This is a genomic window from Pseudomonas sp. GD04058, assembly GCF_029836855.1.
Taxonomy (GTDB): Bacteria; Pseudomonadota; Gammaproteobacteria; order Pseudomonadales; family Pseudomonadaceae; genus Aquipseudomonas; species Aquipseudomonas bharatica.
In genome coordinates this window covers 1-25,029 of sequence record NZ_JAOECN010000044.1, presented here as the reverse complement: position 1 = coordinate 25,029, position 25,029 = coordinate 1, and the positions used below count along the sequence as shown (strand labels likewise).

The 25,029-nt window shown below is 63.3% G+C and carries 24 protein-coding genes; 10 read left to right on the top strand and 14 right to left on the bottom strand.

Annotation, left to right across the window (positions count from 1 at the left end; genetic code table 11):
• Positions 1-26 precede the first annotated feature (26 nt).
• Entirely contained in the window at positions 27-278 is a 252-nt protein-coding gene (locus N7650_RS24425; protein WP_009396754.1) for a YfhL family 4Fe-4S dicluster ferredoxin, read from the top strand.
• Entirely contained in the window at positions 278-1,963 is a 1,686-nt protein-coding gene (ggt, locus tag N7650_RS24420; protein ID WP_279900402.1) for a gamma-glutamyltransferase, read from the top strand. The genes N7650_RS24425 and ggt overlap by 1 nt, the downstream gene beginning before the upstream one ends.
• A gap of 122 nt (positions 1,964-2,085) precedes the next feature.
• Here the strand turns inward: ggt and mutM are convergent, their stop codons facing one another.
• Entirely contained in the window at positions 2,086-2,898 is an 813-nt protein-coding gene (gene mutM, locus N7650_RS24415) for a bifunctional DNA-formamidopyrimidine glycosylase/DNA-(apurinic or apyrimidinic site) lyase (protein ID WP_279900401.1), read from the bottom strand.
• A gap of 3 nt (positions 2,899-2,901) precedes the next feature.
• Positions 2,902-3,714 carry an HDOD domain-containing protein gene (locus N7650_RS24410; protein ID WP_170395222.1) on the bottom strand — a complete coding sequence of 271 codons (813 nt, stop codon included), beginning with the start codon at positions 3,712-3,714 and terminating at the stop codon, positions 2,902-2,904.
• Positions 3,715-3,909: 195 nt separating this feature from the next.
• On the opposite strand from N7650_RS24410, the gene N7650_RS24405 reads away from it, so the two are divergent.
• Complete coding sequence (locus tag N7650_RS24405; protein ID WP_009396750.1) at positions 3,910-5,106, top strand: class I SAM-dependent rRNA methyltransferase; 1,197 nt, start codon at positions 3,910-3,912, stop codon at positions 5,104-5,106.
• Between the two features lie 181 nt (positions 5,107-5,287).
• Positions 5,288-6,454 (top strand): MFS transporter, encoded by a 1,167-nt coding sequence (locus tag N7650_RS24400; protein ID WP_279900398.1) that lies wholly within the window; start codon positions 5,288-5,290, stop codon positions 6,452-6,454.
• Here the strand turns inward: N7650_RS24400 and N7650_RS24395 are convergent.
• The 3 genes from N7650_RS24395 to N7650_RS24385 all read right to left on the bottom strand — a co-directional run bounded on the left by N7650_RS24395 (position 6,410) and on the right by N7650_RS24385 (position 7,846).
• Entirely contained in the window at positions 6,410-6,811 is a 402-nt protein-coding gene (locus N7650_RS24395; protein WP_009396748.1) for a type II toxin-antitoxin system HicB family antitoxin, read from the bottom strand. The genes N7650_RS24400 and N7650_RS24395 overlap by 45 nt on opposite strands.
• Positions 6,812-6,837: 26 nt before the next feature.
• The gene (locus N7650_RS24390) at positions 6,838-7,020 is read right to left on the bottom strand and encodes a type II toxin-antitoxin system HicA family toxin (RefSeq protein WP_009396747.1); all 183 of its coding nucleotides are present in this window, start codon (positions 7,018-7,020) and stop codon (positions 6,838-6,840) included.
• A gap of 343 nt (positions 7,021-7,363) precedes the next feature.
• Entirely contained in the window at positions 7,364-7,846 is a 483-nt protein-coding gene (locus tag N7650_RS24385; protein WP_064301155.1) for a DUF2867 domain-containing protein, read from the bottom strand.
• Positions 7,847-8,167: 321 nt separating this feature from the next.
• On the opposite strand from N7650_RS24385, the gene ilvD reads away from it, so the two are divergent.
• The gene (gene ilvD / locus N7650_RS24380; RefSeq protein ID WP_279900395.1) at positions 8,168-10,009 is read left to right on the top strand and encodes a dihydroxy-acid dehydratase; all 1,842 of its coding nucleotides are present in this window, start codon (positions 8,168-8,170) and stop codon (positions 10,007-10,009) included.
• A 54-nt stretch (positions 10,010-10,063) separates the two neighbouring features.
• On the opposite strand, the gene N7650_RS24375 is transcribed toward ilvD, so the two are convergent.
• From N7650_RS24375 to N7650_RS24360, 4 genes are all read right to left on the bottom strand, one after another.
• Complete coding sequence (locus N7650_RS24375; RefSeq protein WP_009396742.1) at positions 10,064-11,155, bottom strand: macro domain-containing protein; 1,092 nt, start codon at positions 11,153-11,155, stop codon at positions 10,064-10,066.
• Positions 11,152-11,796, bottom strand: a complete 645-nt coding sequence (locus N7650_RS24370) for a DUF4433 domain-containing protein (RefSeq protein WP_009396740.1) — start codon at positions 11,794-11,796, stop codon at positions 11,152-11,154. Before N7650_RS24370 ends, N7650_RS24375 begins: the two co-directional genes overlap by 4 nt.
• Positions 11,793-12,374 (bottom strand): DarT ssDNA thymidine ADP-ribosyltransferase family protein, encoded by a 582-nt coding sequence (locus tag N7650_RS24365; RefSeq protein ID WP_279900393.1) that lies wholly within the window; start codon positions 12,372-12,374, stop codon positions 11,793-11,795. The genes N7650_RS24370 and N7650_RS24365 overlap by 4 nt, the downstream gene beginning before the upstream one ends.
• A 99-nt stretch (positions 12,375-12,473) precedes the next feature.
• Entirely contained in the window at positions 12,474-13,529 is a 1,056-nt protein-coding gene (locus N7650_RS24360) for a haloacid dehalogenase-like hydrolase (protein WP_279900391.1), read from the bottom strand.
• A 243-nt stretch (positions 13,530-13,772) separates the two neighbouring features.
• Here N7650_RS24360 and N7650_RS24355 point away from each other — a divergent pair, with 243 nt between their 5' ends.
• The gene (locus N7650_RS24355; RefSeq protein WP_279900389.1) at positions 13,773-15,161 is read left to right on the top strand and encodes an L-cystine transporter; all 1,389 of its coding nucleotides are present in this window, start codon (positions 13,773-13,775) and stop codon (positions 15,159-15,161) included.
• A 73-nt stretch (positions 15,162-15,234) separates the two neighbouring features.
• Here N7650_RS24355 and N7650_RS24350 read toward each other — a convergent pair whose 3' ends face one another.
• Positions 15,235-15,753 carry a dihydrofolate reductase gene (locus N7650_RS24350; protein WP_279900387.1) on the bottom strand — a complete coding sequence of 173 codons (519 nt, stop codon included), beginning with the start codon at positions 15,751-15,753 and terminating at the stop codon, positions 15,235-15,237.
• A gap of 66 nt (positions 15,754-15,819) precedes the next feature.
• On the opposite strand from N7650_RS24350, the gene N7650_RS24345 reads away from it, so the two are divergent.
• Both N7650_RS24345 and N7650_RS24340 read left to right on the top strand, forming a co-directional pair.
• Positions 15,820-17,199, top strand: coding sequence for a DUF2868 domain-containing protein (locus N7650_RS24345; protein WP_279900385.1), 1,380 nt, complete (start codon positions 15,820-15,822; stop codon positions 17,197-17,199).
• On the top strand, positions 17,192-18,556 hold the full coding sequence (locus N7650_RS24340; protein ID WP_064301146.1) for a GTPase/DUF3482 domain-containing protein: 1,365 nt from the start codon (positions 17,192-17,194) through the stop codon (positions 18,554-18,556). Before N7650_RS24345 ends, N7650_RS24340 begins: the two co-directional genes overlap by 8 nt.
• A 23-nt stretch (positions 18,557-18,579) precedes the next feature.
• Here N7650_RS24340 and N7650_RS24335 read toward each other — a convergent pair whose 3' ends face one another.
• On the bottom strand, positions 18,580-20,832 hold the full coding sequence (locus N7650_RS24335; RefSeq protein WP_279900384.1) for a heavy metal translocating P-type ATPase: 2,253 nt from the start codon (positions 20,830-20,832) through the stop codon (positions 18,580-18,582).
• A gap of 84 nt (positions 20,833-20,916) precedes the next feature.
• Between N7650_RS24335 and cadR the strand changes: the two genes are divergently transcribed.
• A complete protein-coding gene (cadR, locus tag N7650_RS24330) occupies positions 20,917-21,360 on the top strand; it encodes a Cd(II)/Pb(II)-responsive transcriptional regulator (protein WP_009396732.1) in 444 nt (147 codons plus the stop codon).
• 145 nt (positions 21,361-21,505) lie between these two features.
• Here the strand turns inward: cadR and N7650_RS24325 are convergent, their stop codons facing one another.
• From N7650_RS24325 to N7650_RS24315, 3 genes are read right to left on the bottom strand one after another with little or no spacing between them, the layout of a single operon-like run.
• Complete coding sequence (locus N7650_RS24325) at positions 21,506-22,477, bottom strand: thymidylate synthase (RefSeq protein ID WP_279900382.1); 972 nt, start codon at positions 22,475-22,477, stop codon at positions 21,506-21,508.
• A gap of 49 nt (positions 22,478-22,526) precedes the next feature.
• The gene (gene lgt / locus N7650_RS24320; RefSeq protein WP_279900381.1) at positions 22,527-23,336 is read right to left on the bottom strand and encodes a prolipoprotein diacylglyceryl transferase; all 810 of its coding nucleotides are present in this window, start codon (positions 23,334-23,336) and stop codon (positions 22,527-22,529) included.
• A gap of 14 nt (positions 23,337-23,350) precedes the next feature.
• Entirely contained in the window at positions 23,351-24,133 is a 783-nt protein-coding gene (locus N7650_RS24315; RefSeq protein WP_009396728.1) for a sulfite exporter TauE/SafE family protein, read from the bottom strand.
• Positions 24,134-24,266: 133 nt separating this feature from the next.
• Between N7650_RS24315 and N7650_RS24310 the strand changes: the two genes are divergently transcribed.
• Positions 24,267-25,010 (top strand): NRDE family protein, encoded by a 744-nt coding sequence (locus tag N7650_RS24310; RefSeq protein ID WP_279900380.1) that lies wholly within the window; start codon positions 24,267-24,269, stop codon positions 25,008-25,010.
• Positions 25,011-25,029 lie beyond the last annotated feature (19 nt).

Here is a 25,029-nt window from a genome sequence, read left to right as displayed (position 1 = left end):
GGCCTGACAACCTGGCCGGAGTCCCCATGTCCCTGATCATCACCGACGATTGCATCAACTGCGACGTCTGCGAACCCGAGTGCCCGAACGCCGCCATCTCCCAGGGCGAAGAGATCTACGTGATCGACCCGAACCTGTGCACCCAGTGCGTCGGCCACTATGACGAACCCCAGTGCCAGCAGGTCTGCCCGGTAGACTGCATCCCCCTCGATGAAGCCCATCCGGAAACCGAAGAAGAGCTGATGGCCAAGTACCGCCGTATCACCGGCAAGGCCTGATGACCGGCGCCGCCGCGCTGCGTAACCTGGTTCTTGGCGCCGGCCTGGCGCTATGCAGCGTCGCGGCCCTGGCCGACGGGCCAGGTCGCGCGGCGCTGGCCACGCCCCATCCTGCCGCGACCGCTGCGGCGCGGGAAATCCTCGAGCAAGGCGGCAATGCCTTCGACGCGGCGATTGCCATCAGCGCTGCGCTGGCCGTGGTCGAGCCCTACGGTTCGGGCCTTGGCGGCGGTGGTTTCTTCCTGCTGCGCCAGCCCGGCAATCCAACCGCCTATCGCTTTATCGACGCCCGTGAACGCGCGCCCGGCAGGGCCACGGCGGACATGTACCTGAAGGACGGCAAGGAACAACCCGGGCTATCGATCAACGGTCCGCTGGCCGCGGCCATTCCCGGCCTGCCGGCGGCACTGTACGAGTTGGCGGCGCGCTACGGCAAGCTGCCGTTGAAAAATGCCCTGGCCCCGGCGATTCGCCTGGCCAACCAGGGGTTTGCCGTTGATCGCATCTACCGCGACCGCGCCGAAATGCGCCAGGGCGCCATGCGCGACGACGCGGAAACCGCGCGGCTGTTTCTCGACCAGGGCCGCGTGCCTGCGCAAGGAACGCTGATTCGTCAGCCGGAGCTGGCGGCCACCCTGCAACGACTGGCCGAGCATGGCCGCGACGGGTTCTATCGCGGACCAGTGGCGGCGAAGCTGGTACAGGAAGTGAACGCATCGGGCGGCATCTGGAGCCAGGACGACCTGGCCGATTACCGTGTCGTCGAACGCGAACCGCTGCGCTACCGCCTGGCCGACCAACGCGAGCTGATCAGCGCCCCGCCGCCCTCTGCCGGCGGTGTCGCCATCGCCCAGAGCCTGGCGATGCTGCAACGCCTGCCGTGGCAAAGCGCGGACCGCATCCAGCGCGCCCACTATGTGCTGGAAGTGCTGCGCCGGGCCTACCGTGATCGCGGCCTGCTCGGCGATCCGGACCATGTGGATAACCCGATCCCGCGCCTGCTTTCGCGCCATCACCTGACGGCCTTGGCCGACAGTATCGATGTCCACGACGCCACGCCCAGCGCCAGCCTGCCGCCCGCGCCGCCCTGGCGCGAGGGTGACCACACCACGCACTTTGCAGTGATCGATGCCGAGGGCAATGCGGTGGCCGCGACCCTGTCGGTCAACCTGCCATTTGGCGCAGCCTTTACGCCGGTCGGAACCGGTGTGGTGCTGAACAACGAAATGGACGACTTCGCCGCCGATCCCCAAGGCAGCAACAGCTACGGGCTGGCGGGCAGCCAGGCCAACGCGGTGGCGGCGGGCAAGCGGCCGCTGTCGAGCATGAGCCCGAGCTTCATCGAAAGCCCCAGGGAATTCGCCGCCTTCGGTACGCCAGGGGGCAGCCGGATTCCGAGCATGGTGCTGCTGTCGATGCTGGAATACCTGGACGGACGACCGGTGAGCACCTGGCCGGCGGTGCCGCGTTATCACCACCAGTACCTGCCGGATGTGGTGGAGCACGAGCCGGGAGCGTTCACGGCAGCCGAAATGAAGGACCTGCAGGGCCGGGGATACAACCTGAAGGATGTGGGGCGCAGCTACGGGAACCAGCAGGTGCTGTTCTGGGATAAGCAGGACGGGCGGCTGGAGTCGGCCAGCGATCCACGGGGGGTTGGCAGTTCAGAGGTGCTGGAGCACTGAGCTTTTGGGTGTTCTTACTGGCCTCATCGCTGGCAAGCCAGCTCCCACAGGGACCGCGTGCACCGCTGAACCTGTGGGAGCTGGCTTGCCAGCGATGAGGCCAGCTAATCCAGCACAAAACCCTACTTCTGGCACCGCGGACAAAACACACTGGCCCGCTGCCCCAGCTTCACTTCCCGCAAGGTCGAAGCACACACCTTGCATGGCTCTCCGCCCCGTCCATAGACGAACAGCTCCTGCTGGAAGTACCCCGGCTGCCCGTCGCCGCCGATAAAGTCGCGCAGCGTGGTGCCGCCACGCTCGATCGCCGCCGCCAGGACGCGCTTGATTTCCACGGTCAGGCGCAGATAGCGCGCCCGGGAAATGCTCCCCGCCTCGCGCCGCGGATCGATACCGGCCGCGAACAGCGCTTCGGTCGCATAGATATTGCCCACGCCCACCACCACCGCGTTGTCCATGATGAACGGCTTGACCGCCATCGACCGCCCGCGCGACATCTGGAACAGGCGCTCCCCTTCGAACAGGTCGGTCAGCGGCTCCGGCCCGAGCCTGGCCAGCAATTCATGCTCCAGTGGCGACTGGCTCCACAGCATCGCGCCGAAACGCCGTGGATCGGTGTAGCGCAGTGCCAGCCCGGACTCCAGCTCGATATCCACATGCTCGTGCTTTGCCGCTGGCAGGCCGATTTCCACCAGGCGCAGGTTGCCGGACATCCCCAGGTGACTGATCAAGGTCCCCACCTCGGCATTGAGCAGCAGGTACTTGGCCCGTCGCTCGACCGAGACGAAGCGCTGCCCGGACAGGCGTACGTCGAGGTCGTCCGGGATCGGCCAGCGCAGGCGCCGGTCGCGGACGATCACGCGGCTGACGCGCTGGCCCTCGAGATAAGGGGCAATGCCGCGGCGAGTAGTTTCGACTTCAGGTAATTCAGGCATGGATCAGTGGCTACCCAGTTCCTGGATGGTTTGCTTGAGGTTGTCGAAGTCGTATTCCGACAGGCCGATATAGTCGAGCACCAGATGCCCGACCGTGTTCCATTCGTGATCGACGTTCTGGTTGCCCAGCACCCGGTACGAGGCACAGATATGCTCGGCCATCTTCAGGATCGCCAGCAGATTCTTCAGCGGCGCGGTGCGCGGCGACTCGTCGCTGAACACCGCCAGGGCGTTGTGGTGGTTGGCGATGGCGCTGCTGACATGCTCCGGAAGGCGCCACGACTTGGCGGTGTAGTAGCCGACCACCGCATGGTTGGTGTTGAACACCTGGTTTTCCGTGTCCACCACCCGCTGGCGCTCGCCGGCGCTGGCGTAGGCGTCTTCCAGCACGCTCATGTAATCGGGGAAGCGCTTGTGCATCAGCGGCACCCCGCAGTCGTGGAACAGCCCCAGCGCATAGGCCTCGTCCACCGCCTGGGAGCCGAAGCGCTTGGCCAGGGTCAGGCAGGTCATGGCCACGTCTTGGGCGGTGTCCCAGAAACGGTTGAGGGTAACGATGGTTTCATCGCTCATCTCGCCCTTGATCGACTGGGCGTTGATCAGGTTGATGATCGAGCGGCTGCCCAGCAGGTTCACCGCGCGCTGGATCGAGGCGATCTTGTTGGTCAGCCCGTAGTGCGCCGAATTGACGATCTTCAGCAACGCGCCGGAGAGCCCGGGGTCCTGGGAGATCAGCCTGGCGATCACCTCTAGGTCGGGGTCAGGCATGTACTGCTCCATCTGCAGGTCGACCATGATCTGCGGTTGGGGCGGCACGCTGATGCCTTGCAGGGCTTGCTGGATCTGTTCGGCTGAAAGTTCCTGGGTCATGGCTTCATACTCGGGGCTGACGGGCGATTCTAACCCGATCGCCCGGCCGAGTGACGGCCAGTCGCCATGCAATTTGTCGCAGCGGCGGGCGCGGCAAGGGTCGGCACGCTATACTCCCGCTCTTTTTTCCGGAGCGACGTCATGTCCCTGCCCAGCCTTCGTCTCAAAGCCAATGCCGACCGCCGTCTGCGCGCCGGCCACCTGTGGGTGTACAGCAACGAAATCGACGTTGCCGCCACCCCGCTGCACGGTTTCAAGGCTGGTGACCAGGCGGTGCTGGAAGCAGCGGGCGGCAAGGCCCTGGGCATCGTCGCCCTGAGCCCGAACAACCTGATCTGCGCCCGTTTGCTGTCGCGCGACACCAAGCTTGCGCTGGACAAGTCCCTGCTGGTGCACCGCCTCAACGTCGCCCTGTCGCTGCGCGAGCGCCTGTTCGACAAGCCGTTCTATCGCCTGGTCTATGGCGACTCCGACCTGCTGCCGGGGCTGGTGGTCGACCGTTTCGGCGACATCCTCGTGGTCCAGCTGGCCTCGCCGACCATGGAACGCCACCGCGACGACGTTCTCGCCGCGCTGATCCAGGTGCTCAAGCCGAGCGGCGTGCTGTTCAAGAACGACTCCTCGGCGCGTGACGCCGAAGGCCTGGAACGGTATGTCGAGACCGTCTACGGCGAAGTGCCGGAGTGGGTCGCGCTGGAAGAGAACGGGGTCAAGTTCGAAGCCCCGGTGATGGAAGGCCAGAAGACCGGCTGGTTCTACGACCACCGCATGAACCGCGCGCGCCTGGCACCGTACGTCAAGGGCAAGCGCGTGCTCGACCTGTTCAGCTACATCGGTGGCTGGGGTGTGCAGGCCGGTGCCTTCGGTGCCAGCGAAGTGTTCTGTGTCGATGCCTCGGGCTTTGCCCTGGATGGCGTGGAGCGCAACGCCGCGCTCAACGGCTTCGCCGAGAAGGTCACCTGCATCGAAGGTGACGTCTTCGCCGCCCTGCGCGAGCTGAAGGCCGCCGAAGAACGCTTCGACGTCATCGTCGCCGACCCGCCCGCCTTCATCAAACGCAAGAAGGACCTGAAGAACGGCGAGGCCGCCTATCGCCGCCTGAACGAGCAGGCCATGCGCATGCTCAGCAAGGACGGCATCCTGGTCAGCGCCTCGTGCTCGATGCACCTGCCGGAAGACGACCTGCAGAACATCCTGCTGACCAGCGCCCGCCACCTGGACCGCAATATCCAGTTCCTCGAGCGCGGCGGCCAGGGGCCAGACCACCCGGTGCACCCGGCGATTCCTGAGACTCGCTATATCAAGAGCATTACTTGCCGGTTGTTGCCTAACAGCTGATAAGCAATCGAATGAAAAAATCCCGGCCTGGTGCCGGGATTTTTTGTTTGGGGCTGGGCCCTGATGCCAGTAATCGACTGACAAATGTGCCGGAAATGCCCTCCTCGATAGCCAGCGATTCGTGGGAAGGCTGCCGACTAGCGTGGAAGGACTGCCTCAACAAGCTGTTTCCGGAGTCTCCATGCATCATGCTGTCATCGCGTTCCTTCTGTTGCTGACGCTCCTTGGCGCCTTTCCGCTGGATGTCATCCTTCCTTCTTTCCCCGCGATCAGTGCCCATATGGCCGTGGATACCGCCCACGTCGCCTTGTCGGTCAGTCTGTTCGCACTGGTGGTCGGGATAGTACAACTGATCGTCGGGCCACTTTCAGACCAGATCGGGCGCCGTCGCTTGTTGTTGGCGGGATTGGCACTCTCCATCACGGGCGCGCTCGGCTGCACGCTGACAGCGCACTACCCGAGCTTTCTGGCGTTCCGCATGGCGCAGGCACTGGGATGTGGTTGTTTCGTACTGTCGCAAGCTCTGATTCAGGACTTGTTCAGTGCACGGCAGAGGAATGGCTTGAGGATTCTGCTCACCACCGCCAGCGGGCTCTTCATTTCGATATCGCCGTTGCTGGGGAGTTGGTTGCAGAGCAGCTTCGATTGGCAGGCCAGCTTTGTCGTCTTTGCGGTTCTGTCGGGGGTGGCCTGGGTGATGTGCCTGTCGATGCTGCCCAAGGACCACCGACCGATGGGTATTCGAACAGGTCTGATCGAGGCCTACGGCCCGTTGCTCCGGGACCGTTCATTTCTGCGTCTGGGCGCACTCGCCTCCGTGGCCTTTTCCTGCCATTTCGCGTTCATCGTGATTTCACCACTGTTCTTCATGGAGCAGCTTGGGTTGTCGGCGGAGCGTTTTGGGGAGTTCTTTCTGCTTTTCGGTCTGGCTTACCTGGCTGCAGGGCTCTTGGCGCAGCGACTGAACAGATACCTGAATCCGTTGCAACTGATGGGGCTGGGACTTGTGTTGATAGCTCTAGCGGGGGCGATGCTGGTTTTCCAATGGCAGGCGCTGGCGCCTTTGCAGTTTCTCGCTCCAGTGATGATAGGAACTACAGGTACGACGCTGGTTCGTCCGGCGGCGACCAGTTGTGCGCTGGCGTTGCATACGAACCGGGCCGGGGCAGCAGCGGCGCTGGTCAGTACGCTGGTATTTGCGACGGGAGCGCTTGCCAGCGCCGCAATTACCTTGTTCAGCGACCAATTACCCAGAAGCCTGGGCGCTGGCTTCCTGATTCTCGCCGCTGCCGGAGCACTGCTTTTAGCGCCCCAGTTTCTCCATCGCCGCATCGGCAAGGAAGGATGAACGGCTCTTTACATTGTGATCGCGGACATAACGGTCAATCCGTTGGATCACAAAGCCTGGGAGGGTGACATTGACCTTTTCGGTCTTGCCCAGATAAGGGGTGATATCGATTTCCAGCATTCCCCAACCCATTCCGGCGAAGTCAGGATTGCTCCGGTGAACGGCGGTTCTGGTGGGCATGGGGATGGGCTCGCCATTGCCGGCAATCTCTTCGAGCATGATGTGAGCGACTTCGATTGCTGCGGCGTAGGCCTCCTCGAAGGTGTCGCCAGCGGTGACGGCTCCAGGGATGTCGGGGATCTGGATTCCGGTGGCGGTGTTGTCGTCGCCCCATTCGATGCAGATTGGGTATTGCATTGTCATCTCCTGCAAAGGTGCACTCGCTAGTTCAGGCCAGCCCTGTCCCGAATGCTTTTGACCGTGCCTATCGGCAAGTCTTTCTTGGGGTGAGGAACCGGTATCGAGTTCGGGTTGTTCGGGTGCTTGAAGATATGGTGGCTTCCAGTCACACGCTTCAGAACCCAGCCAGCCGCTTCAAGCTCCTTGATTAATTGCCTGCTTTGCACCTTCGTCTCCTAGCCGGATCGCGAAGGGGCAGACCATATCCCGAGACAAATCAGAACACCCTGAAAAAGATGTGTCTAGAGTTATCTTTTAAGATACTGGCCCGAATTTAGGGAGGGCGATTGACCGAGAGAGCGACGCGGACCGTGTGGGAGCTGGCTTGCCTGCGATGGACCGCAAAGCGGTCCTAAAACCATCCAGCACGAGTTCAGTGCTATATCCGATTTCGGATTCGGTGCGCCCAGCAGATTGCATCAATCCAGACGGTCCGGTTTGGCAGGTTTTAGGACCGCTGCGCGGTCCATCGCAGGCAAGCCAGCTCCTACAGGGGAGCGGCGTCGGTTATCAGAGCCCACCCAGCATCGTCTTCACCACCCGCCGATGCATCGGCAGGATCAGGCGCATGTACATCCGCCCCAGCAGGTTATGTGGTTCGACGATGGAGGTCAGGCTGAGCTGGTTGTTCGGATCGAGGTGCACCGAGATCAGCACATCCAGGTGACTGTCCTTGAGCGACAGCACCAGTTCCCGGTCGGTCACCGCGGCGATCTGGAAGAAATCCAGCTGTTCGCCGACCTTCGGGGTCTTCTGCTCGCGGAGGTTGAAGCCGGCCACCGGCTTGAGCCCGAACGGCCGCACCAGCAGGTCACGCAGGCGCAGCGCATGGTTGATCCAGCCTGGCACGGCGCGGCTCATGCGCTGGTAGGCATCCAGCGCCGTGAGGCTCTGTTCCGGGGTGATGCGCCGGGCGAAGCAGTCGAAGAACCAGGCCGTGGTAGAGAGCATGCGCAGCACGCTGCTGGCGGGAACATCGGCTGGGTGGACCATATTTCCTCCGTGAAAAATGCGGTCAGGAAGACGAAGGCGATCACGGTAGCGCCATGGCCGGCGGAAAGCGAGCGCGCCGGCAAAATCGTGAGCCTGCGAACCAACTGTCCATTGCGCCATTCCTTCCGCCCGCCAGCGGTGTAGAATCGCGCCTATTCATCGCCAGTCATCCCCCGGCGGGTTTATGAGCTCTGGCCAAGCGTGCGGCGATCCCGCGACGTCTTTGCCTCATCCGTACCAGCGGCCACCTGCCTTCCGGTACCAAGGACAAGAGAAGCTCACTCCCCTTTTTGTTACCTGATTAGCCGCCAGGAGTGCTTCATGCCTGATTACCGTTCCAAAACGTCCACCCACGGCCGCAACATGGCCGGTGCCCGCGCGCTGTGGCGTGCCACCGGCATGAAGGACGAGGATTTCAAGAAGCCGATCATCGCCATCGCCAACTCCTTCACCCAGTTCGTCCCGGGCCACGTGCACCTGAAGGACCTGGGCCAGCTGGTAGCCCGTGAAGTCGAGCGCGCCGGCGGCGTGGCCAAGGAATTCAACACCATCGCGGTGGATGACGGCATCGCCATGGGCCACGACGGCATGCTGTATTCCCTGCCGAGCCGCGAGATCATCGCCGACTCCGTCGAGTACATGGTGAACGCCCATTGCGCCGACGCCATCGTCTGCATCTCCAACTGCGACAAGATCACCCCCGGCATGCTGATGGCCGCCCTGCGCCTGAACATCCCGGTGATCTTCGTTTCCGGCGGCCCGATGGAAGCCGGCAAGACCAAGCTCGCCAGCCACGGCCTGGACCTGGTCGATGCCATGGTCATCGCCGCCGACTCCAGCGCCAGCGACGAAAAAGTCGCCGAGTACGAACGCAGCGCCTGCCCGACCTGCGGTTCCTGCTCCGGCATGTTCACCGCCAACTCGATGAACTGCCTGACCGAAGCCCTGGGCCTGTCCCTGCCGGGCAACGGTTCGACCCTGGCGACCCACTCCGACCGCGAGCAGCTGTTCCTCACCGCCGGCCGCACCATCGTCGAGCTGTGCAAGCGCTACTACGGCGACAACGACGCCAGCGTGCTGCCGCGCAACATCGCCAGCTTCAAGGCGTTCGAGAACGCCATGACCCTGGACATCGCCATGGGCGGTTCGACCAATACCATCCTGCACCTGCTGGCCGCCGCCCAGGAGGCCGAGGTGGCCTTCGACCTGCGCGACATCGATCGCCTGTCGCGCAAGGTGCCGCAGCTGTGCAAGGTGGCGCCGAACATCCAGAAGTACCACATGGAGGACGTCCACCGCGCCGGTGGCATCTTCAGCATCCTCGGCGAGCTGGCCCGTGGCGGCCTGCTGCACACCGACGTGCCGACCGTGCACTCGGCGAGCATGGAAGAAGCCATCGCCAAATGGGATATCACCCAGACCAGCGACGAAGCGGTGCACCACTTCTTCAAGGCAGGCCCGGCCGGCATCCCGACCCAGACCGCCTTCAGCCAGTCGACCCGCTGGGACACCCTGGACGCCGACCGTGAAAACGGCTGCATCCGCAGCGTCGAGCATGCCTACTCGCAAGAGGGCGGCCTGGCCGTGCTGTACGGCAACATCGCCCTCGACGGCTGCGTGGTGAAGACCGCCGGCGTGGACGAGTCGATCCATGTCTTCGAAGGCAACGCGAAGATCTTCGAGTCGCAGGACAGCGCCGTGCGCGGCATTCTCGCCGACGAAGTGAAGGAAGGCGATATCGTCATCATTCGCTACGAAGGTCCGAAAGGCGGCCCGGGCATGCAGGAAATGCTGTACCCGACCTCCTACCTGAAGTCCAAGGGCCTGGGCAAGGCCTGCGCCCTGCTGACCGATGGCCGCTTCTCCGGCGGTACCTCGGGCCTGTCCATCGGCCACGCCTCGCCGGAAGCGGCAGCGGGCGGCGCCATCGGCCTGGTGCAGGACGGCGACAAGGTGCTGATCGACATCCCGAACCGCTCGATCAACCTGCTGGTCAGCGATGAAGAGCTGGCGGCACGGCGCATCGTGCAGGACCAGAAGGGCTGGAAACCGGTGGAACAGCGTCCGCGCAAGGTGACCACCGCGCTGAAGGCCTACGCCCTGCTGGCGACCAGTGCCGACAAGGGTGCCGTACGCAACAAGGCCCTGCTCGAAGGGCTGTGAGTGCTAGCCAGGCGGTATAAAAAACCGGCGCCCTGGGCGCCGGTTTTTTTATGGTCATTTTACTGTTGAACGCACCCTACCCGGGTCTACAGTCGATAGTCGGTTCAAGGCAATAGTCAGTGACTCATCATCAAAGATCTTGCTCTTTCTTTTTCCAGCATCAGCCCCACCGGACCAGTTTTTCAAAGCCTCTCGAATAGCCGCAACATCGGGCGCAACGCCTTCTCGACTCAACAACCAGTCCACCGTCGCCAAGAGCTCCATTCCGAAAGGCGACTCGAATCCATCAATCAAATCAGCAGTGAATTCCAAAGCAGGCAGATGTTCCTTAGCCTCACTATTCAGATACGCATGCACGAAGGACTTGCGCCCATCATCGAACCAAATCACATCCGCAGGGCCTGCATCGCCTATGCGCTTTCCACAATGCAGATAGCTTCCATCAAGGTTGTCGAGCAAATGCTCCAAGCGGTTGGCGTAGGGTCCGTATTTATGTGCTACGAACTTGAGCGCGAGAGGATTATTGTCTGGAGTAAAACGCTCAATCGAGCGTTCCAGAAACCATGCCAGCTTCTGTATTTCCAGAAGACTGCACTCCATCCCCAGCACCCAGTAGCGCCTTACAAGCTCGGCAATCAAGGCACGGGCAGGAGTCAGTTGTTCGACCCCGCTACGCTTTGACACGTTCTGGTATTTGTCGGTAGGTTCAAAAACCAGAACATCTGCATCAAGATCACTGAGAACCGCCTCGATCTGCTCTCGCACAGACGACCAAGGCAACCCACCGTTACCCGCTCCTAAAGGGGGAATCGCGATCGAAGAAACATGATTGGCAACTATAAACCTTCGTAGATCATGCAAACCATCTACGATCCAGGCGAGCTGCGAGGGCGACCGCCAGTGCTGCTTGGTGGGAAAGTTCACGATCCAGCGTGGTCCATCCAGCTCGCTGACCTCTGTGACAAACATTTTCCCGATGACCACTTCGTTCGCTTTGCAGGCAGCCCCATAGAGACGATAGTTCTCGGTGAAGCGCTCCTTGAACATCAGCGCTATCCCCTTACCCATCACCCCTACGGTATTGACTGTATTAACCAGTGCTTCGGCCTTCGCCTCCAGCAGGTTACCTTGTGCAAAGCGAATCATTGGAAATACCACCCCGGTCGAGCATGAACGGGAAGGTCCAGCTGACATTGCTGAACCTCCTTGTCGACGCGTCGTTTTACATTTTCGTTGTAGCAGACTATCCCCAGAAGGCCAGCAACGGGGACATGCTCATGGATCAACGCCTCAGCTTGATAGCGCTCCATTTTACGCGGGTCATCCGGATCGCGCTTGAAGTCCCTATGCTGCAGAAGGGCCCAGTCGACTTTGTCCAAATGCTGCAGATCACTATAGTACCTACTCCAGTTGGGGTAGGCGTGAGCGTCAGTAAAGAGGAACTGCAAGTCCATGGATTGGAGATGATACAGGCTCGAGACCAGGATCACGATCTCTTCGTTGCGCCGCTGCTGAACCCCCCATCCAGAGTGAATATTTTTCATCATCACCGAAAACGGCGTGAAATAGAACGGAACGTAGTCCGCCAACGTTCCCCCAGGGGCGATCTGTACTTTGCGCTGTGACCGCTTGCTGATCAGATCAGGGTTACCAATGCTTACATAATGTTCAGTGAGCCGACCGGACCCAACGGCATCCAGCCCATTGGACAGGACCCATGGCAGATTGTCCCTATGGATGATTCTCCAAATGAGAGCTTTCTGAGGGTTGAGGTTCTTGAAAATCATCTGATTAGAAACATATTGGGGTTCGCTTCGATCCAAAGCCTTGGGTGACCCAGTTCGGCCGCCAAGGCTGCAAGCCTCCGCCTTAGCGCGTCAGAGGGCGTGTAAATTTTGGCGAAGTCGGCTACCGGTACGGGACCTGGGGAAAGACATTCTGCCATGCAGACATGGCGACAGGCAGGGTCCGAATAGTCTCTTTGGTCCATGAGCGCCCAATCAATGGCTTTGATGCCGTCTTCGTATCCCATTATGTCCGGACGGCCTCCCGCGAGCGGGTGGCGGGGGATGATGCGCCAGTCCTGCCTTTGTGCATGATCACGGTAGACCGCAATCAACACGAAATCCCTGCCGGGGTGGTCAGCTTGAACCCTTCCATCGAACGGGTTTCTGGAGAACCAATGAAAAGGAACAAAAGTTTCCAAAGCGTTGTGCGTCCTCCCTTCGATGATCTCAGCATCTGCCACATCCGTGAACTCATGACCTTGTAAATTTGCCCTAGGCTGCAATCCCCTCTGAAGAATTGAAAAAGCATTTTCAAAGCTGCTCAGGTGGTAAATAAAGCGTTTATCGCGAATGCTCACCACTGACACCTCATAAATGGCCATCAAAATAATGGCCACTTATGGCATTGGATCCAAAACCAAGCAAGATGCAGAAATGGGTGCTTACAACATCTTGAATTATTGAATTTCCTCTGGAGTCACCACCACCCAGTTCTTGTCCGCCGTTACCGGCAAGCCTTCCTTGGCCTGGGCTGCGGCATTCCTGGCCATCATCCCGTTGATCTGGTCCATGTACTTGGCCTTGCGGTTGATCCACAGGTGAATCCCGCCCTTGGCCACATCGACACCATGGAACAGCATGTAGCCGTCGCTGTTCGGTGTGTCACCGCCTACCAGCACCGGTTTTTTCCATTCATCGATATAGGTGAGGATGGCCGCCTGCTTGCCGGCCATCCAGGTCGCCGGGGTCCACAGGTACGGGGTGAGTTCCAGGCCCATGTTGGCTGCCGCGTCGTAGTGGCCGGCGCTGATCTGCTTGCGCGCGGTGGTCAGGGCGCCGCTGGTACGGTCCTTGAGCAGCAGGCTGACGCCGATGACGTTCTGCGGCTTGACGTTGTAGCCGTACTTCGGATCCGAAGCGACCATGCGCACCAGTTCCTCGGACGCTGCGGTCATCACGTAGACCTCGATGCCGTTCTCCATCAGTTTGTTGTACAGCTCGGTCTGCCCGGTGAAGACCTTGGGCGGGTTGACCTCGATGGTCTTGACCTGGTCGCCGTCGAAATAGGTACTCGGCACCGGCTTGCCCGAGGCCATCAGCTCATCGACGTAACCCTTCAGTTCCTTGAGGGTGAAACCGGAGAACACCTGCGCCACCCACGGGTAGCAGACCATGTCGTCGATTTCGCAAAGCCGGTAGTAGTAGCTGAACAGGCTTTCCTTGTGCTCGGCGGTGTCCTTGAACGGCATCAGCTTGAGCGAAGGGTCGAGCTTGTCGCGGGTCAGCACACCCTTGTTCTCCAGGAACGGCAGCAGCGATTCCTCGAGGTCGAAGCGGTAGCTGGTGTTGTCCATGTCGAACACCGCGTAGTTACCCTTGTGGGCATTGGCGGCGATCATCGCGTCGAGTTGTTTCGCGGCCTCGGCAGGCCAGTGTTTCAGTTCGACGGCCTGGGCTTGCCAGCTGAGCAGCACGGCCAGGCCGGCAGCGAGGAATTTCGGGGCGAACGTCATGGGCGGTTCTCCTGAAGAATGAACGCCTCACCCTAAGCACTCCCGGCTCGCCGCTCCGCTCTGGCAACGACGCCAACAATGCCTGCAAGCGGCAACCACTTGCTTGAAAACGACCCGTGTTTATTCCGGAAACGACGGTTGTCATTCCATATCGATATAAATTCGTTTGTTTTCATACTGTTAGCATTTTCGTTTCAGCAACCGCCCCTCCAGGCGGTTGCTTCGTTTTTGTCTGGAGCTTCGATGAATCTGCCGCTGTTTCTCAATCTGCTGGTGTTCCTGGCGCTGCTGCTGGGCCTGGCCAAACTCAACCCGGGCTGGAGCCTGGCGAAGAAGGTGCTGGCCGGGCTGGTGCTCGGCGTACTCTTCGGCCTTGCCCTGCACACGTTCTACGGCGCCGGCACCCCGGTCCTGAAGGCCACCATCGGCTGGCTGGACCTGGTCGGCATCGGCTATGTGCAACTGCTGCAAATGATCGTCATGCCGCTGATCTTCGTCTCGATCCTGTCCGCCGTGGCCCGCCTGCACAATGCCTCGTCCCTGGGCCGGATCAGCGTGCTGACCATCGGCACCCTGCTGTTCACCACGGCCATCGCCGCGTTGATCGGCATCGTCCTGACCAACCTGTTCGGCCTCAGCGCCGAAGGCCTGGTGGCCGGTACCCAGGAAAGCGCACGCCTGGCGACGATCCAGAGCGATTACGCGGGCAAGGTCGCCGACCTGAACATCCCGCAATTGCTGCTCTCGTTCCTGCCGAGCAACCCTGTGGGCGACCTGGCCCGGGCCAGGCCGACCTCGATCATTGGCGTGGTGATCTTCGCCGCCTTCCTCGGCATCGCCGCCCTGCAACTGCTCAAGGACGACGCAGAGAAAGGCAGCCGTGCCCTGGCCGCCATCGACACCCTGCAAGCCTGGGTCACCCGCCTGGTACGCCTGGTGATGAAGCTCACGCCGTACGGAGTGCTGGCGCTGATGGCCAAGGTGGTCGCCAGTTCCAACCTCGACGACATCATCAAGCTGGGCAGTTTCGTGGTGGTGTCCTACCTCGGCCTGGCGCTGATGTTCGGCGTGCATGGCGTACTGCTGGGGCTGGCCGGGATCAATCCGCTGCGCTTCCTGCGCAAGGTCTGGCCGGTACTGACCTTCGCCTTCACCAGCCGCTCCAGTGCCGCCAGCATTCCGCTGAGCATCGAAGCGCAGACCCGGCGTCTTGGCGTGCCGCAGGCGATTGCCAGCTTTGCCGCCTCGTTCGGCGCGACCATTGGCCAGAACGGCTGTGCCGGCCTGTATCCGGCGATGCTCGCGGTAATGGTCGCGCCAGCGGTGGGGATCGATCCGCTGGATCCGCTATGGATCGCTACGTTGGTGGCGGTGGTGACCCTGAGTTCGGCCGGTGTGGCCGGGGTCGGCGGTGGTGCGACCTTCGCCGCGCTGATCGTGCTGCCGGCGATGGGCTTGCCGGTGGAACTGGTGGCCCTGCTGATTTCGGTGGAACCCCTGATCGACATGGGGCGGACGGCGCTGAATGTCAGCGGCTCGATGACCGCCGGGACCATTACCAGCCAGATCCTGGGGCAGACCGACAAGGTTGTTTTGGCTGGGGATGAGCAGGTGCAACTGAGTCATTCATAGGTCTTTTGGGCCCTATCGCTGGCAAGCCAGCTCCCACAGGTTCCGTGGGAGCTGGCTTGCCAGCGATGAGGCCTCAGACCTGTTCCCAAACCTCGAAGTGATAGGCCGGCTTCCCTTCCTCAACCGGTCCTTGGTGGCTCGACACCTTCTTCCAGACGCGCTCGTCCACCTCGGGGAACCACGCATCCCCTTCAGGATTTATTTCCACCCGGGTCAGGTACAGGCGATCCACCAGGCCCTTCTCCAGCCCCTGCGCATACAACTGCGCGCCGCCGATGAGCATCAGTTCGTCGACGCCCTGCTCGCGCGCCCATTGATCGGCGCGAACGATGGCATCTTCCAGCGAAGCGAACACTTCGGCGCCTTCCAGTTGCAGCCCCGGCTGACGGCTGACCACCAGGTTCAGGCGGCCCGGCAGCGGCCGGCCCAGCGAGTCCCAGGTCTTGCGCCCCATGATGATCGGCTTGCCCAGGGTGGTGGCCTTGAAGTACTTGAAATCCCCCGGCAGGTGCCAGGGCATGCGGTTGTCGAGGCCAATGACGCGGTTCTCGGCGAGCGCCACGATCAGGCTGAGGGGGAGTGGTGTTTTCATGGCGGCGAGGATAGCAAAGGATGCCTGGGTTATGCTTCCCCGGTGAATGGTTCAAGGAAGCTGTACGTGACTGGACTGACCGATCTGGACAAACGCTGGCTGACCGAAGCAGTGCGCCTGCGTGAAGAACATACCGGCCCCCTCGACGACCAGGAAGCCAACCGTCGCGCCCGCCAGCAAGGCGGCGACCTGGCGCAGCGGATCGAGACCCGCGCCCTATGGCTGGCCGAACGCGATGGCCTGCGCCAGGCGCTGGAACATTACAGGCGCGGCGCGCGCCTGGCCTTGCTGGCGCTGCTGGTGCTGGCGGTGGTCAGCGGTAGCGGGCTGGCCTTCGCCGCGCTGGGCGACGGGCAGCGCCCGGTCAATGTGTTCTGGGCCCTGGGCAGCCTGCTCGGGCTGAACCTGCTGTTGCTGCTGGGCTGGGCTGGCGGTTTTTTCCTGGCCGGCGACCAGGGCGCGAGCCTCGGCCGCCTGTGGCTGTGGCTAAGCGAGAAACTCGCCCGCGACGCCAAGGCCGCTCATCTCGCCCCCGCCTTGCTGGTGCTGCTGCAGCGCCAGCGCCTGACCCGCTGGCTGCTCGGCGCGCTGGTCCATGGCCTGTGGCTGCTGGCGCTGTGCAGCGCGCTGGTGTTGATGCTGATGCTGCTGTCGACACGCCGCTACGGCTTCGTCTGGGAAACCACCCTGCTCCAGCCCGATACCTTCGTCAGCCTGACCCAGGCCCTGGGCGCCGTGCCTTCGCTGCTCGGCTTCGCGACGCCGGACGTGGCGATGATCCGCGCCAGTGGCGACAGCCTCCCCGCCCTCGACCCCAGCCGCCAGGCCTGGGCCGGCTGGTTGCTGGGCGTGCTGGTGGTCTACGGCATCCTGCCGCGGCTGGTGCTCGCCGCGCTGTGCCAGTGGCGCTGGCGCCAGGGCCGCGCCCGGCTGGCGCCAGACCTCAAGCTGCCCGGCTACAGCAGCCTGCGCGAAGCGCTGATGCCGAGCAGCGAGCGCCTCGGCATCAATGACGCCGCCCCCGAGCAGTTGCCGCAGATCCGCCTTGACCAGGACGATGTCCGCCACGAAGGCGCGCTGATCGTCGGCCTCGAACTGGACGACCAGCGCCCCTGGCCGCCCGCCCTGCCCGCCTCGGTCACCGACGCCGGCGTACTCGACAGCCGCGAATCCCGCCGCCGCCTGCTGGAACAGATGAGCCATTTCCCGCCCGCCCGCCTGGCCGTCGCCTGCGACCCGCAACGCTCGCCGGATCGCGGCAGCCTGGCGCTGCTCGCCGAGCTGGCGCGCAGCGCGGCGGCAACGCGGATCTGGCTGCTGCTGCCCCCGCCGGGCCAGCTACTGGATGCCGAACGCCTGGGCGACTGGCACCAGGCGCTGGACCGGCTGGGCCTGGCCTACGCCGATACCCCACCGTTGAACTGGCTGGAGCATGGTCATGACTGAGGCCCTGAAACTCGCCGTGGTTGGCCATACCAATGTCGGCAAGACGTCGCTGCTGCGCACCCTGACCCGGGACGTCGGCTTCGGTGAGGTGTCCCATCGCCCCAGCACCACCCGCCATGTCGAAGGGGCGCGGTTGTCGGTGGATGGCCAGCCGCTGCTGGAACTCTACGACACCCCCGGCCTTGAAGATGCCATCGCCCTGCTCGACTACCTGGAACGCCTGGAGCGCCCGGGGGAGCGCCTGGATGGTCCGGCACGCCTGGAGCGCTTCCTGCACAGCAGCGAGGCACGACAGCGCTTCGAACAGGAGGCCAAGGTGGTGCGCCAATTGATGGCCAGCGATGCCGGACTCTACGTGATCGACGCTCGCGAACCGGTGCTGGCCAAGTACCGCGACGAGCTGGAAGTCCTCGCCGGCTGTGGCAAGCCGCTGCTGCCGGTGCTCAATTTCGTCGCCAGCAGCCAGCACCGCGAGCCTGACTGGCGCGAAGCCCTGGCCCGCCTCGGCCTGCATGCGCTGGTGCGCTTCGACAGCGTGGCGCCGCCCGAAGACGGTGAACGACGGCTGTACGAAAGCCTTGCCCTGATGCTGGAGAACGCCCGCCCGGCCTTGCAGCGGCTGATCGACGACCAGCAGGCGCAACGACAGGTGCGCCTGCATAGCGGCAAGCGCCTCATCGCCGAACTGTTGATGGACTGCGCGGCTGCCCGGCGCAGCGTGGAAGCGAAACCCGAAGCGGAGGCCGCCGCGATCGAGGCCCTGCGCAACGCCATCCGCCAGCGCGAGCAACGCTGTGTCGAGGCGCTGCTCAAGCTCTACGGGTTTCGTCGCGATGACGCCAATGCCGGCGACCTGCCGCTGCTGGATGGACGCTGGGGCGATGACCTGTTCAATCCGGAAACCCTCAGGTTGCTGGGTATACGCCTGGGCGGCGGGGCCATGGCCGGGGCGGCAGCCGGCGCCGGGATCGATCTGGCGGTGGGCGGCCTGACCCTTGGCGTCGCCGCACTGGCCGGGGCGATTGCCGGTGGCGCGCTGGGCACGGCACGCAGCTACGGCGCGCGCCTGCTCGGCAAATTGAAGGGCCAGCAGGAACTGACGGTGGATGATGCGGTGCTGCGCTTGTTGGCGCTGCGCCAGCGCCAGTTGTTGCAGGCGCTGGACAGCCGTGGGCATGCGGCGATGAACCGGATCAATCTGGAAACCCCGCCCGACCAGACGTGGCGCGAGGGCAAGCTGCCGGCGGCATTGGCCAAGGCACGGGCGCATCCGCAGTGGTCTTCGTTGAATCCGGGAGCAAGGCTGAGCCAGGCGGAGAGACTGGAGCAGATCGAGGGGCTGGTACTGGAAATCTAGCTGACCCGGTGCCCCTCATCGTACTACTTTCTCAGCAGGCGCAGCCCGTTGAAGACCACCAGCAGGCTGACGCCCATGTCGGCGAAGACCGCCATCCACATGGTGGCCATGCCGGCAAAGGTGATGGCCAGGAAGATCGCCTTGATACCCAGGGCCAGAACGATGTTCTGCACCAGGATCGCCGCGCTTTGCCGCGAGAGCCGCACGAAAGCCGGGATTTTCCGCAAATCGTCGTCCATCAGGGCGACATCCGCGGTCTCGATGGCAGTGTCGGTGCCCGCCGCCGCCATGGCGAAGCCGATCTCGGCGCGGGCCAGGGCCGGGGCGTCGTTGATGCCGTCGCCGACCATGCCGACCCGGTGGCCCTTGGCATACAGGTCCTCGATGGCCGCCAGCTTGTCCGCAGGCAGCAGGTTGCCACGGGCCTCGTCGATGCCCACCTGGGCGGCGATGGCGTCGGCGGTATGCGGGTTGTCGCCGGTGAGCATGACGGTGCGAATGCCCAGCTCGTGCAGTTCGGCGATGGCTTCGCGACTGGTCTGCTTGACCGTGTCGGCCACGGCGAACAGGGCCAGCGGGCCGGAACCGTCGAGCAGCAGGACGACAGTCTTGCCCTGACGTTCGAGCACATCCAGCCTGGCCTCCAGCTCCGGCGAGCAAAGACCCAGCTCTTCCACCAGACGGTGGTTGCCGAGGTGGTAGAGCACACCCTCCACCTGACCGCTGACACCACGACCCGTCAGGGCCTGGAAGTCGCTCACCTCGGCACGGGCCAGACCGTCTTCCTTGCCCTTGCGGGCGATGGCCATGGACACCGGGTGGTCGGAGCGGCCAGCGAGGCTGGCGGCGATGCGCTGGGCACGCGTGGCGAACAGCGGGTCGAGCACTTCGGCATCGGTCTGCACCGGCTTGCCGTGGGTCAGGGTGCCGGTCTTGTCGAGGGCGATGAAGTCCAGCTTGCGCCCGCCTTCCAGATACACGCCGCCCTTGATCAGGATGCCCTTGCGTGCCGCAGCGGCGAGACCGCTGACGATGGTCACCGGGGTCGAGATCACCAGGGCGCAGGGGCAGGCGACCACCAGCAGGACCAGGGCGCGGTAGATCCAGTCGAACCAGGCGCCGGCCATGAACAGCGGCGGGATCACGGCCACGGCCAGGGCGAAGGCGAAGACCGCCGGGGTGTAGATCCGCGAAAACCGATCGACGAAGCGCTGGGTCGGCGCTCGTGCGCCCTGGGCTTCCTCGACTGCACGGATGATCCGCGCCAGGGTCGATTCACCGGCGGCGACGGTCACCCGGAACTCCAGGGCGCCGGACTGGTTGATGGTACCGGCGAAAACCTTGTCGCCCGGGCCTTTTTCCACCGGCAGGCTTTCCCCGGTAATCGGCGCCTGGTCGATGCTCGACTGGCCGCTGACCACTTCGCCATCCAGCCCGACCCGCTCGCCTGGACGCAGGCGTACCAAGGCGCCGAGTGGCACCTTGGCGACTTCCATCTCCAGCCACTGGCCGTCGGCTTGCTGCACCGTGGCCATGTCCGGGCTCAACTGCATCAGGCCGCCGATGGCGTTGCGCGCGCGGTCCAGCGACCGGGCCTCGATCACCTCGGCGAGGGTGAACAGCACCATCACCATGGCCGCTTCCGGCCACTGCCCGATCAGCACGGCGCCGGTCACCGCGATGCTCATCAGCGCGTTGATATTGAGGTTGCGGTTCTTCAGGGCGATCCAGCCCTTCTTGTAGGTGCCCAGGCCGCAACCAAGGATCGCCGCCAGGGCCAGGGCTGCCACCACCCACTCCGGCGCAGCAGCGGTGAAATGCACGATTTCCGCAGCCAGCGCGGCGACGCCGGACAGCGCCAGCGGCCACCAGGATTTCTTCACTGGGGCCGGCCTGGCTTCGGCGGATTCATCAGTCAGCGGCTCGGCCTGCATGCCCAGCGAGGCGATCGCCTGCTCGATGCCCCGGGTATCGCCGTGGGTGTGGCGAACGCCGAGGATGCGGTTGATCAGGTTGAATTCCAGTTGCTCGATGCCGTCCAGCTTGCCGAGCTTGTCCTGGATCAGGGTCTGTTCCGTCGGGCAGTCCATGGCCTCGATGCGGAAGCGGCTGAGCCGGGCGTCGGCGCTGGCCTTTTCGCGCAGTTGCACCAGGGCCGGCGCCTCGCTGCCGGAGCAGCAGGAATGCGCGGCCGGCTTCGGCGCACAGCAACCCGAGGGCTTATGGCCATGATCGTGGTGCTTGTGGGAATGATCGTGAGTGACAGGCTGGTTCATAAGGGTTCACCGGAAAGGTCCTGTTGCCAAGTGAACACCCTGTAGCCACTATAGGGTCAAGCACCCCTATCGAGGTATTTGCAGATGAAGATCGGCGAACTGGCCAAGGCCACCGATTGCGCGGTAGAGACAATCCGCTACTACGAGCGGGAGAACCTGTTGGCGGAGCCGGCGCGCAGCGAGGGCAACTATCGGGTGTACACCCAGGCTCATGTCGAGCGCCTGACCTTCATCCGCAACTGCCGGACGCTGGACATGACGCTGGAAGAAATCCGCAGCCTGCTGAAGCTCAAGGACAGCCCGCAGGACCAATGCGGCAGCGTCAATGCGCTGATCGACGAGCACATCGAGCACGTGCAGGCCAGGATCGACGGGCTGGTCGCGCTGCAGGAGCAACTGGTGGAACTGCGCAGGCGCTGCAACGCCGAAGGCGAACACTGCGCGATCCTGGAGAGGCTGGAGGTGAACGGGGCGGTTTCTGTGCCGGAGGGAGAACACTCCCATGTCGGTAGAAGTCACGGCCACTAAGGCCGGCCGCTCACCCTGTGGGAGCTGGCTTGCCAGCGATGGGGCCGTCATGAGCAATGATGTCGTCTGATCTGGCGAAATCGCTGCGGTTCGGCGGTCCGACAAGCCAGCTCCCACAGGGATTGTGTGTACTGTTAGAGCCGGCCTAGACAGCCATCGGCGCCGTCATCGGCGCGTGGTGCTCATACCCTTCCAGGCTGAAATCGCTCGGCTCGATCTTTTCCAGCCACTCCGGCTCGTACCTGCCAGTCTTGGCGAACTCCGGCACCCGGTCCGAAATCGCCAGCTTCGGTGCGTCCAGCGGCTCGCGCCGGAGTTGCTCGTTGAGCATGTCCAGGTGGTTTTCATACACATGGGCATCACCGATGAAATAGGTGAACCAGCGTGGCGTGTAGCCGGTCAGGCGGCCGACCAGCGATAGCAGCGCCGCACCTTCGGTGAGGTTGAACGGCGTGCCCAGGCCCAGGTCGTTGGAGCGGATGTAGAGCGTCAGGGAGATCTCTTTGGTCTGCGTGTTGGGGTGGAACTGATACAGCAGATGGCAAGGCGGCAGGGCCATTTCGTCCAGTTGCGCGCAGTTCCAGCCGTGGAACAGGATGCGCCGGCTGTTGGGGTCGTTGACGATGGTGTCGACGCACTGGCGGATCTGGTCGATGGCCTTGTACAGCACAACGAAGGCTTCGCCGTTTTCCTCGGACTCGGCGATCTTTACGAAACCGTTCTTCTGCGCCAGCTCGATGGCCGCCGGGTTAGCCAGCGGGATGCGCTTGTAGGCCGGCCATTGGCGCCACTGCACGCCGTAGATCTCGCCGAGGTCGTCATGCCCCTGGCGGAACGGGTTGGCCAGCCACTGGGCATTTTCGTTGGCGTTCTGGTCCCAGACCTTGCAGCCCAGTTCGCGGAACTCGGCGGCGTTCCTGACGCCACGGAGGAAGCCGACCATCTCGCCGATGGCCGACTTGAACGCCAGCTTGCGCGTGGTGATGGCGGGAAAGCCCTTCTGCAGGTCGAAACGCAGCATGGCCCCCGGCAGGGCGATGGTGCGCACGCCGGTGCGGTTTTCCTGCAGGGTGCCGTTCTCGATGACGTCGCGGACCAGGTCCAGATACTGTTTCATAGCGTTCCTGTAACTAGGACGGCAGGGGGATCGCCCCTGCCGTGGAAAATCAGACCGCAGGTTTTACCGACGGGTTGCGATTATAGGCCCACCAGATCAGGACGAGGCCGCCGATGATCATCGGGACGCAGAGAATCTGACCCATGGTCAGCCAGCCCCAGGCCAGGTAGCCGAGCTGGGCGTCCGGAACGCGGACGAACTCGACGATGAAGCGGAAGATCCCGTAGAACAGGGCGAACATGCCCGATACCGCCATGGTTGGCCGCGGTTTGCGCGAGTACAGCCAGAGGATCAGGAACAGCGCCAAGCCCTCCAGGGCGAACTGGTACAGCTGCGAGGGATGCCGCGGCAGTTGCGCCGGGTCGCTGAACGGCGGGAAGACCATGGCCCACGGCACGTCGGCAGCCTTGCCCCACAGTTCGGCGTTGATGAAGTTGCCGATCCGCCCGGCACCCAGGCCGATCGGTACCATCGGCGCGACGAAGTCCATCAGTTCGAAGAAGGTCTTGTTGTTACGCTTGCCGAACCACAGCGCCGCCAGCATCACGCCGATGAAGCCGCCGTGGAACGACATGCCACCCTTCCAGACTTCGAAGATCAGGGTCGGGTTGGCCAGGTAGGCGCTCAGGTCGTAGAACAGCACGTAGCCGAGCCGTCCGCCGACGATGACGCCCATCGACAGCCAGAACACCAGGTCGGAGAGCTTTTCCTTGGTCCAGGTGGGGTCGAAGCGCTTGAGCCGGCGCGAGGCCAGCAGCCAGGCACCACCGATACCGACCAGGTACATCAGGCCATACCAATGGATTTTCAGCGGCCCGATGGCCAGTGCCACGGGATCGATCTGCGGGTAAGGCAGCATGATGACTCCTCTCGTTAAAGCAAAAAGCTCAGGCCGACGCAGAACAGCAATGCGGCGAACAGGCGTTTGAGCAAGCGCGGCGACAGTTTGTGCGCCAGACGCGCGCCGAAGCGGGCAAAAAACATGCTGGTCACGGCAATGCCGATCATTGCCGGCAGGTACACGAAGCCCAGGCTATGGGGCGGCAGATGCTCCTCGTGCCAACCCAGCAGCATGAAGCTCAGGGCACTGACCAGGGCAATCGGCAGGCCGCAGGCCGACGAAGTCGCCACCGCCTGCTGCATCGGCAGGCTGCGCCAGGTCAGGAACGGTACGGTCAGCGAGCCGCCACCGATGCCGAAGATCGCCGAAGCCCAGCCGACCACGCTGCCGGCCAGGGTCAATCCGGCCTTGCCGGGCACGCTGCGGCTGGCCTTGGGCTTGAGGTCCAGGGCCATCTGCACGGCAACCACCAGGGCGAACACGCCGATGATCTTCTGCAAGTGCGGGCCCTGGATCAGCGAGGCCGTCTTGGAGCCGATAACGGCGCCGATCAGGATGCCCAGGGTCATCCAGGCGAAGATCGGCCATTGCACCGCACCCTTGCGATGGTGCTCGCTGATGGCATTGATCGAGGTAAAGACGATGGTCGCCAGCGACGTGCCGACGGCCAGGTGGGTCAGTACCGAAGCATCGAAGCCTTGCAGGGTGAAGCTGAAGACCAATACCGGCACGATGATGATGCCGCCACCGACGCCGAACAGCCCGGCCAGCACGCCTGCGCAGGCTCCCAGCAGCAGGTAGAGCACGAATTCCATTGTCGCTCCCGGAAAATTCAGTCCGGCATGGTAACGGAAGCCGGGCACTTGCCTCCACTACAGGCAGATGAAGACCTTGTCAGGACGGTCTGAGGTAGAGTGAGGCACCACCGACAAGACAATGGGACACACGATGTGCCTGATCGTTTTCGCCTGGCGGCCGGGACATGCCCGGCCGCTGATCGTCGCGGCCAACCGTGACGAGTTCTACGCCCGCCCGACCCAGGCCCTGGCCTCGTGGGACGAGGCCTCCGGCGTGCATGCCGGGCGTGACCTGGAAGCCGGCGGGACCTGGTTGGGCGTGGGGCCGCAGGGTCGGTTCGCGGCGCTGACCAATATCCGTGACCCGGGGCAAGCCCTGGGCGCCCGGTCGCGGGGCGAACTGGTGGCGGGCTATTTGCGCGGGGAACTGTCGGTCGAGGCTTATCTGGACAAGGTGGCCGGCGAGGCCCGGCTTTATTCCGGGTTCAACCTGCTGGTGGGGAATGCCGGGCAATTGGGGTATCTGCATGCCGGGGATACGCCGAGGATGCTGGAGGCCGGGGTGTACGGACTATCCAACGCCGCCCTGGATACGCCGTGGCCGAAGCTGGTCAAGGCGCGGGAGGCGCTGCGGGAGCGGCTGGATGATCCACAGCCGGAAGAGCTGTTCGAACTGCTGGGGGATGCCCGGCCGGCGGCGGACGCGGAGCTTCCCAGCACCGGGGTGGGCCTGGCAACCGAGCGGCTGCTGTCCAGCGTGTTCATTGCCAGCCAGAACTATGGGACCCGGGCGAGTACGGTGCTGGTAGTTGAAGCGGATGGGCGGCGCAGGCTGGTCGAGAGGAGTTTCGGGCCGTTCGGGGGGCATTTGGGCGAAGTCGACATGATGCTGTGAAGCTGAGGGCCTCATCGCT

Excerpts from the sequence above, each read along its gene's own strand:
- N7650_RS24375 (WP_009396742.1), bottom strand. The coding sequence starts at position 11,155 with ATGATTCGCTTTGCACAAGGTAACCTGCTGGAGGCGAAGGCCGAAGCA.
- N7650_RS24425 (WP_009396754.1), top strand. The coding sequence starts at position 27 with ATGTCCCTGATCATCACCGACGATTGCATCAACTGCGACGTCTGCGAA.
- N7650_RS24315 (WP_009396728.1), bottom strand. The coding sequence starts at position 24,133 with ATGGAATTCGTGCTCTACCTGCTGCTGGGAGCCTGCGCAGGCGTGCTG.
- N7650_RS24400 (WP_279900398.1), top strand. The coding sequence starts at position 5,288 with ATGCATCATGCTGTCATCGCGTTCCTTCTGTTGCTGACGCTCCTTGGC.
- N7650_RS24360 (WP_279900391.1), bottom strand. The coding sequence starts at position 13,529 with ATGACGTTCGCCCCGAAATTCCTCGCTGCCGGCCTGGCCGTGCTGCTC.
- N7650_RS24370 (WP_009396740.1), bottom strand. The coding sequence starts at position 11,796 with ATGATTTTCAAGAACCTCAACCCTCAGAAAGCTCTCATTTGGAGAATC.
- N7650_RS24310 (WP_279900380.1), top strand. The coding sequence starts at position 24,267 with ATGTGCCTGATCGTTTTCGCCTGGCGGCCGGGACATGCCCGGCCGCTG.
- cadR (WP_009396732.1), top strand. The coding sequence starts at position 20,917 with ATGAAGATCGGCGAACTGGCCAAGGCCACCGATTGCGCGGTAGAGACA.
- N7650_RS24325 (WP_279900382.1), bottom strand. The coding sequence starts at position 22,477 with ATGAAACAGTATCTGGACCTGGTCCGCGACGTCATCGAGAACGGCACC.
- N7650_RS24350 (WP_279900387.1), bottom strand. The coding sequence starts at position 15,753 with ATGAAAACACCACTCCCCCTCAGCCTGATCGTGGCGCTCGCCGAGAAC.
- N7650_RS24395 (WP_009396748.1), bottom strand. The coding sequence starts at position 6,811 with ATGCAATACCCAATCTGCATCGAATGGGGCGACGACAACACCGCCACC.
- N7650_RS24405 (WP_009396750.1), top strand. The coding sequence starts at position 3,910 with ATGTCCCTGCCCAGCCTTCGTCTCAAAGCCAATGCCGACCGCCGTCTG.
- N7650_RS24335 (WP_279900384.1), bottom strand. The coding sequence starts at position 20,832 with ATGAACCAGCCTGTCACTCACGATCATTCCCACAAGCACCACGATCAT.
- N7650_RS24385 (WP_064301155.1), bottom strand. The coding sequence starts at position 7,846 with ATGGTCCACCCAGCCGATGTTCCCGCCAGCAGCGTGCTGCGCATGCTC.
- ilvD (WP_279900395.1), top strand. The coding sequence starts at position 8,168 with ATGCCTGATTACCGTTCCAAAACGTCCACCCACGGCCGCAACATGGCC.
- N7650_RS24340 (WP_064301146.1), top strand. The coding sequence starts at position 17,192 with ATGACTGAGGCCCTGAAACTCGCCGTGGTTGGCCATACCAATGTCGGC.
- ggt (WP_279900402.1), top strand. The coding sequence starts at position 278 with ATGACCGGCGCCGCCGCGCTGCGTAACCTGGTTCTTGGCGCCGGCCTG.
- mutM (WP_279900401.1), bottom strand. The coding sequence starts at position 2,898 with ATGCCTGAATTACCTGAAGTCGAAACTACTCGCCGCGGCATTGCCCCT.
- lgt (WP_279900381.1), bottom strand. The coding sequence starts at position 23,336 with ATGCTGCCTTACCCGCAGATCGATCCCGTGGCACTGGCCATCGGGCCG.
- N7650_RS24355 (WP_279900389.1), top strand. The coding sequence starts at position 13,773 with ATGAATCTGCCGCTGTTTCTCAATCTGCTGGTGTTCCTGGCGCTGCTG.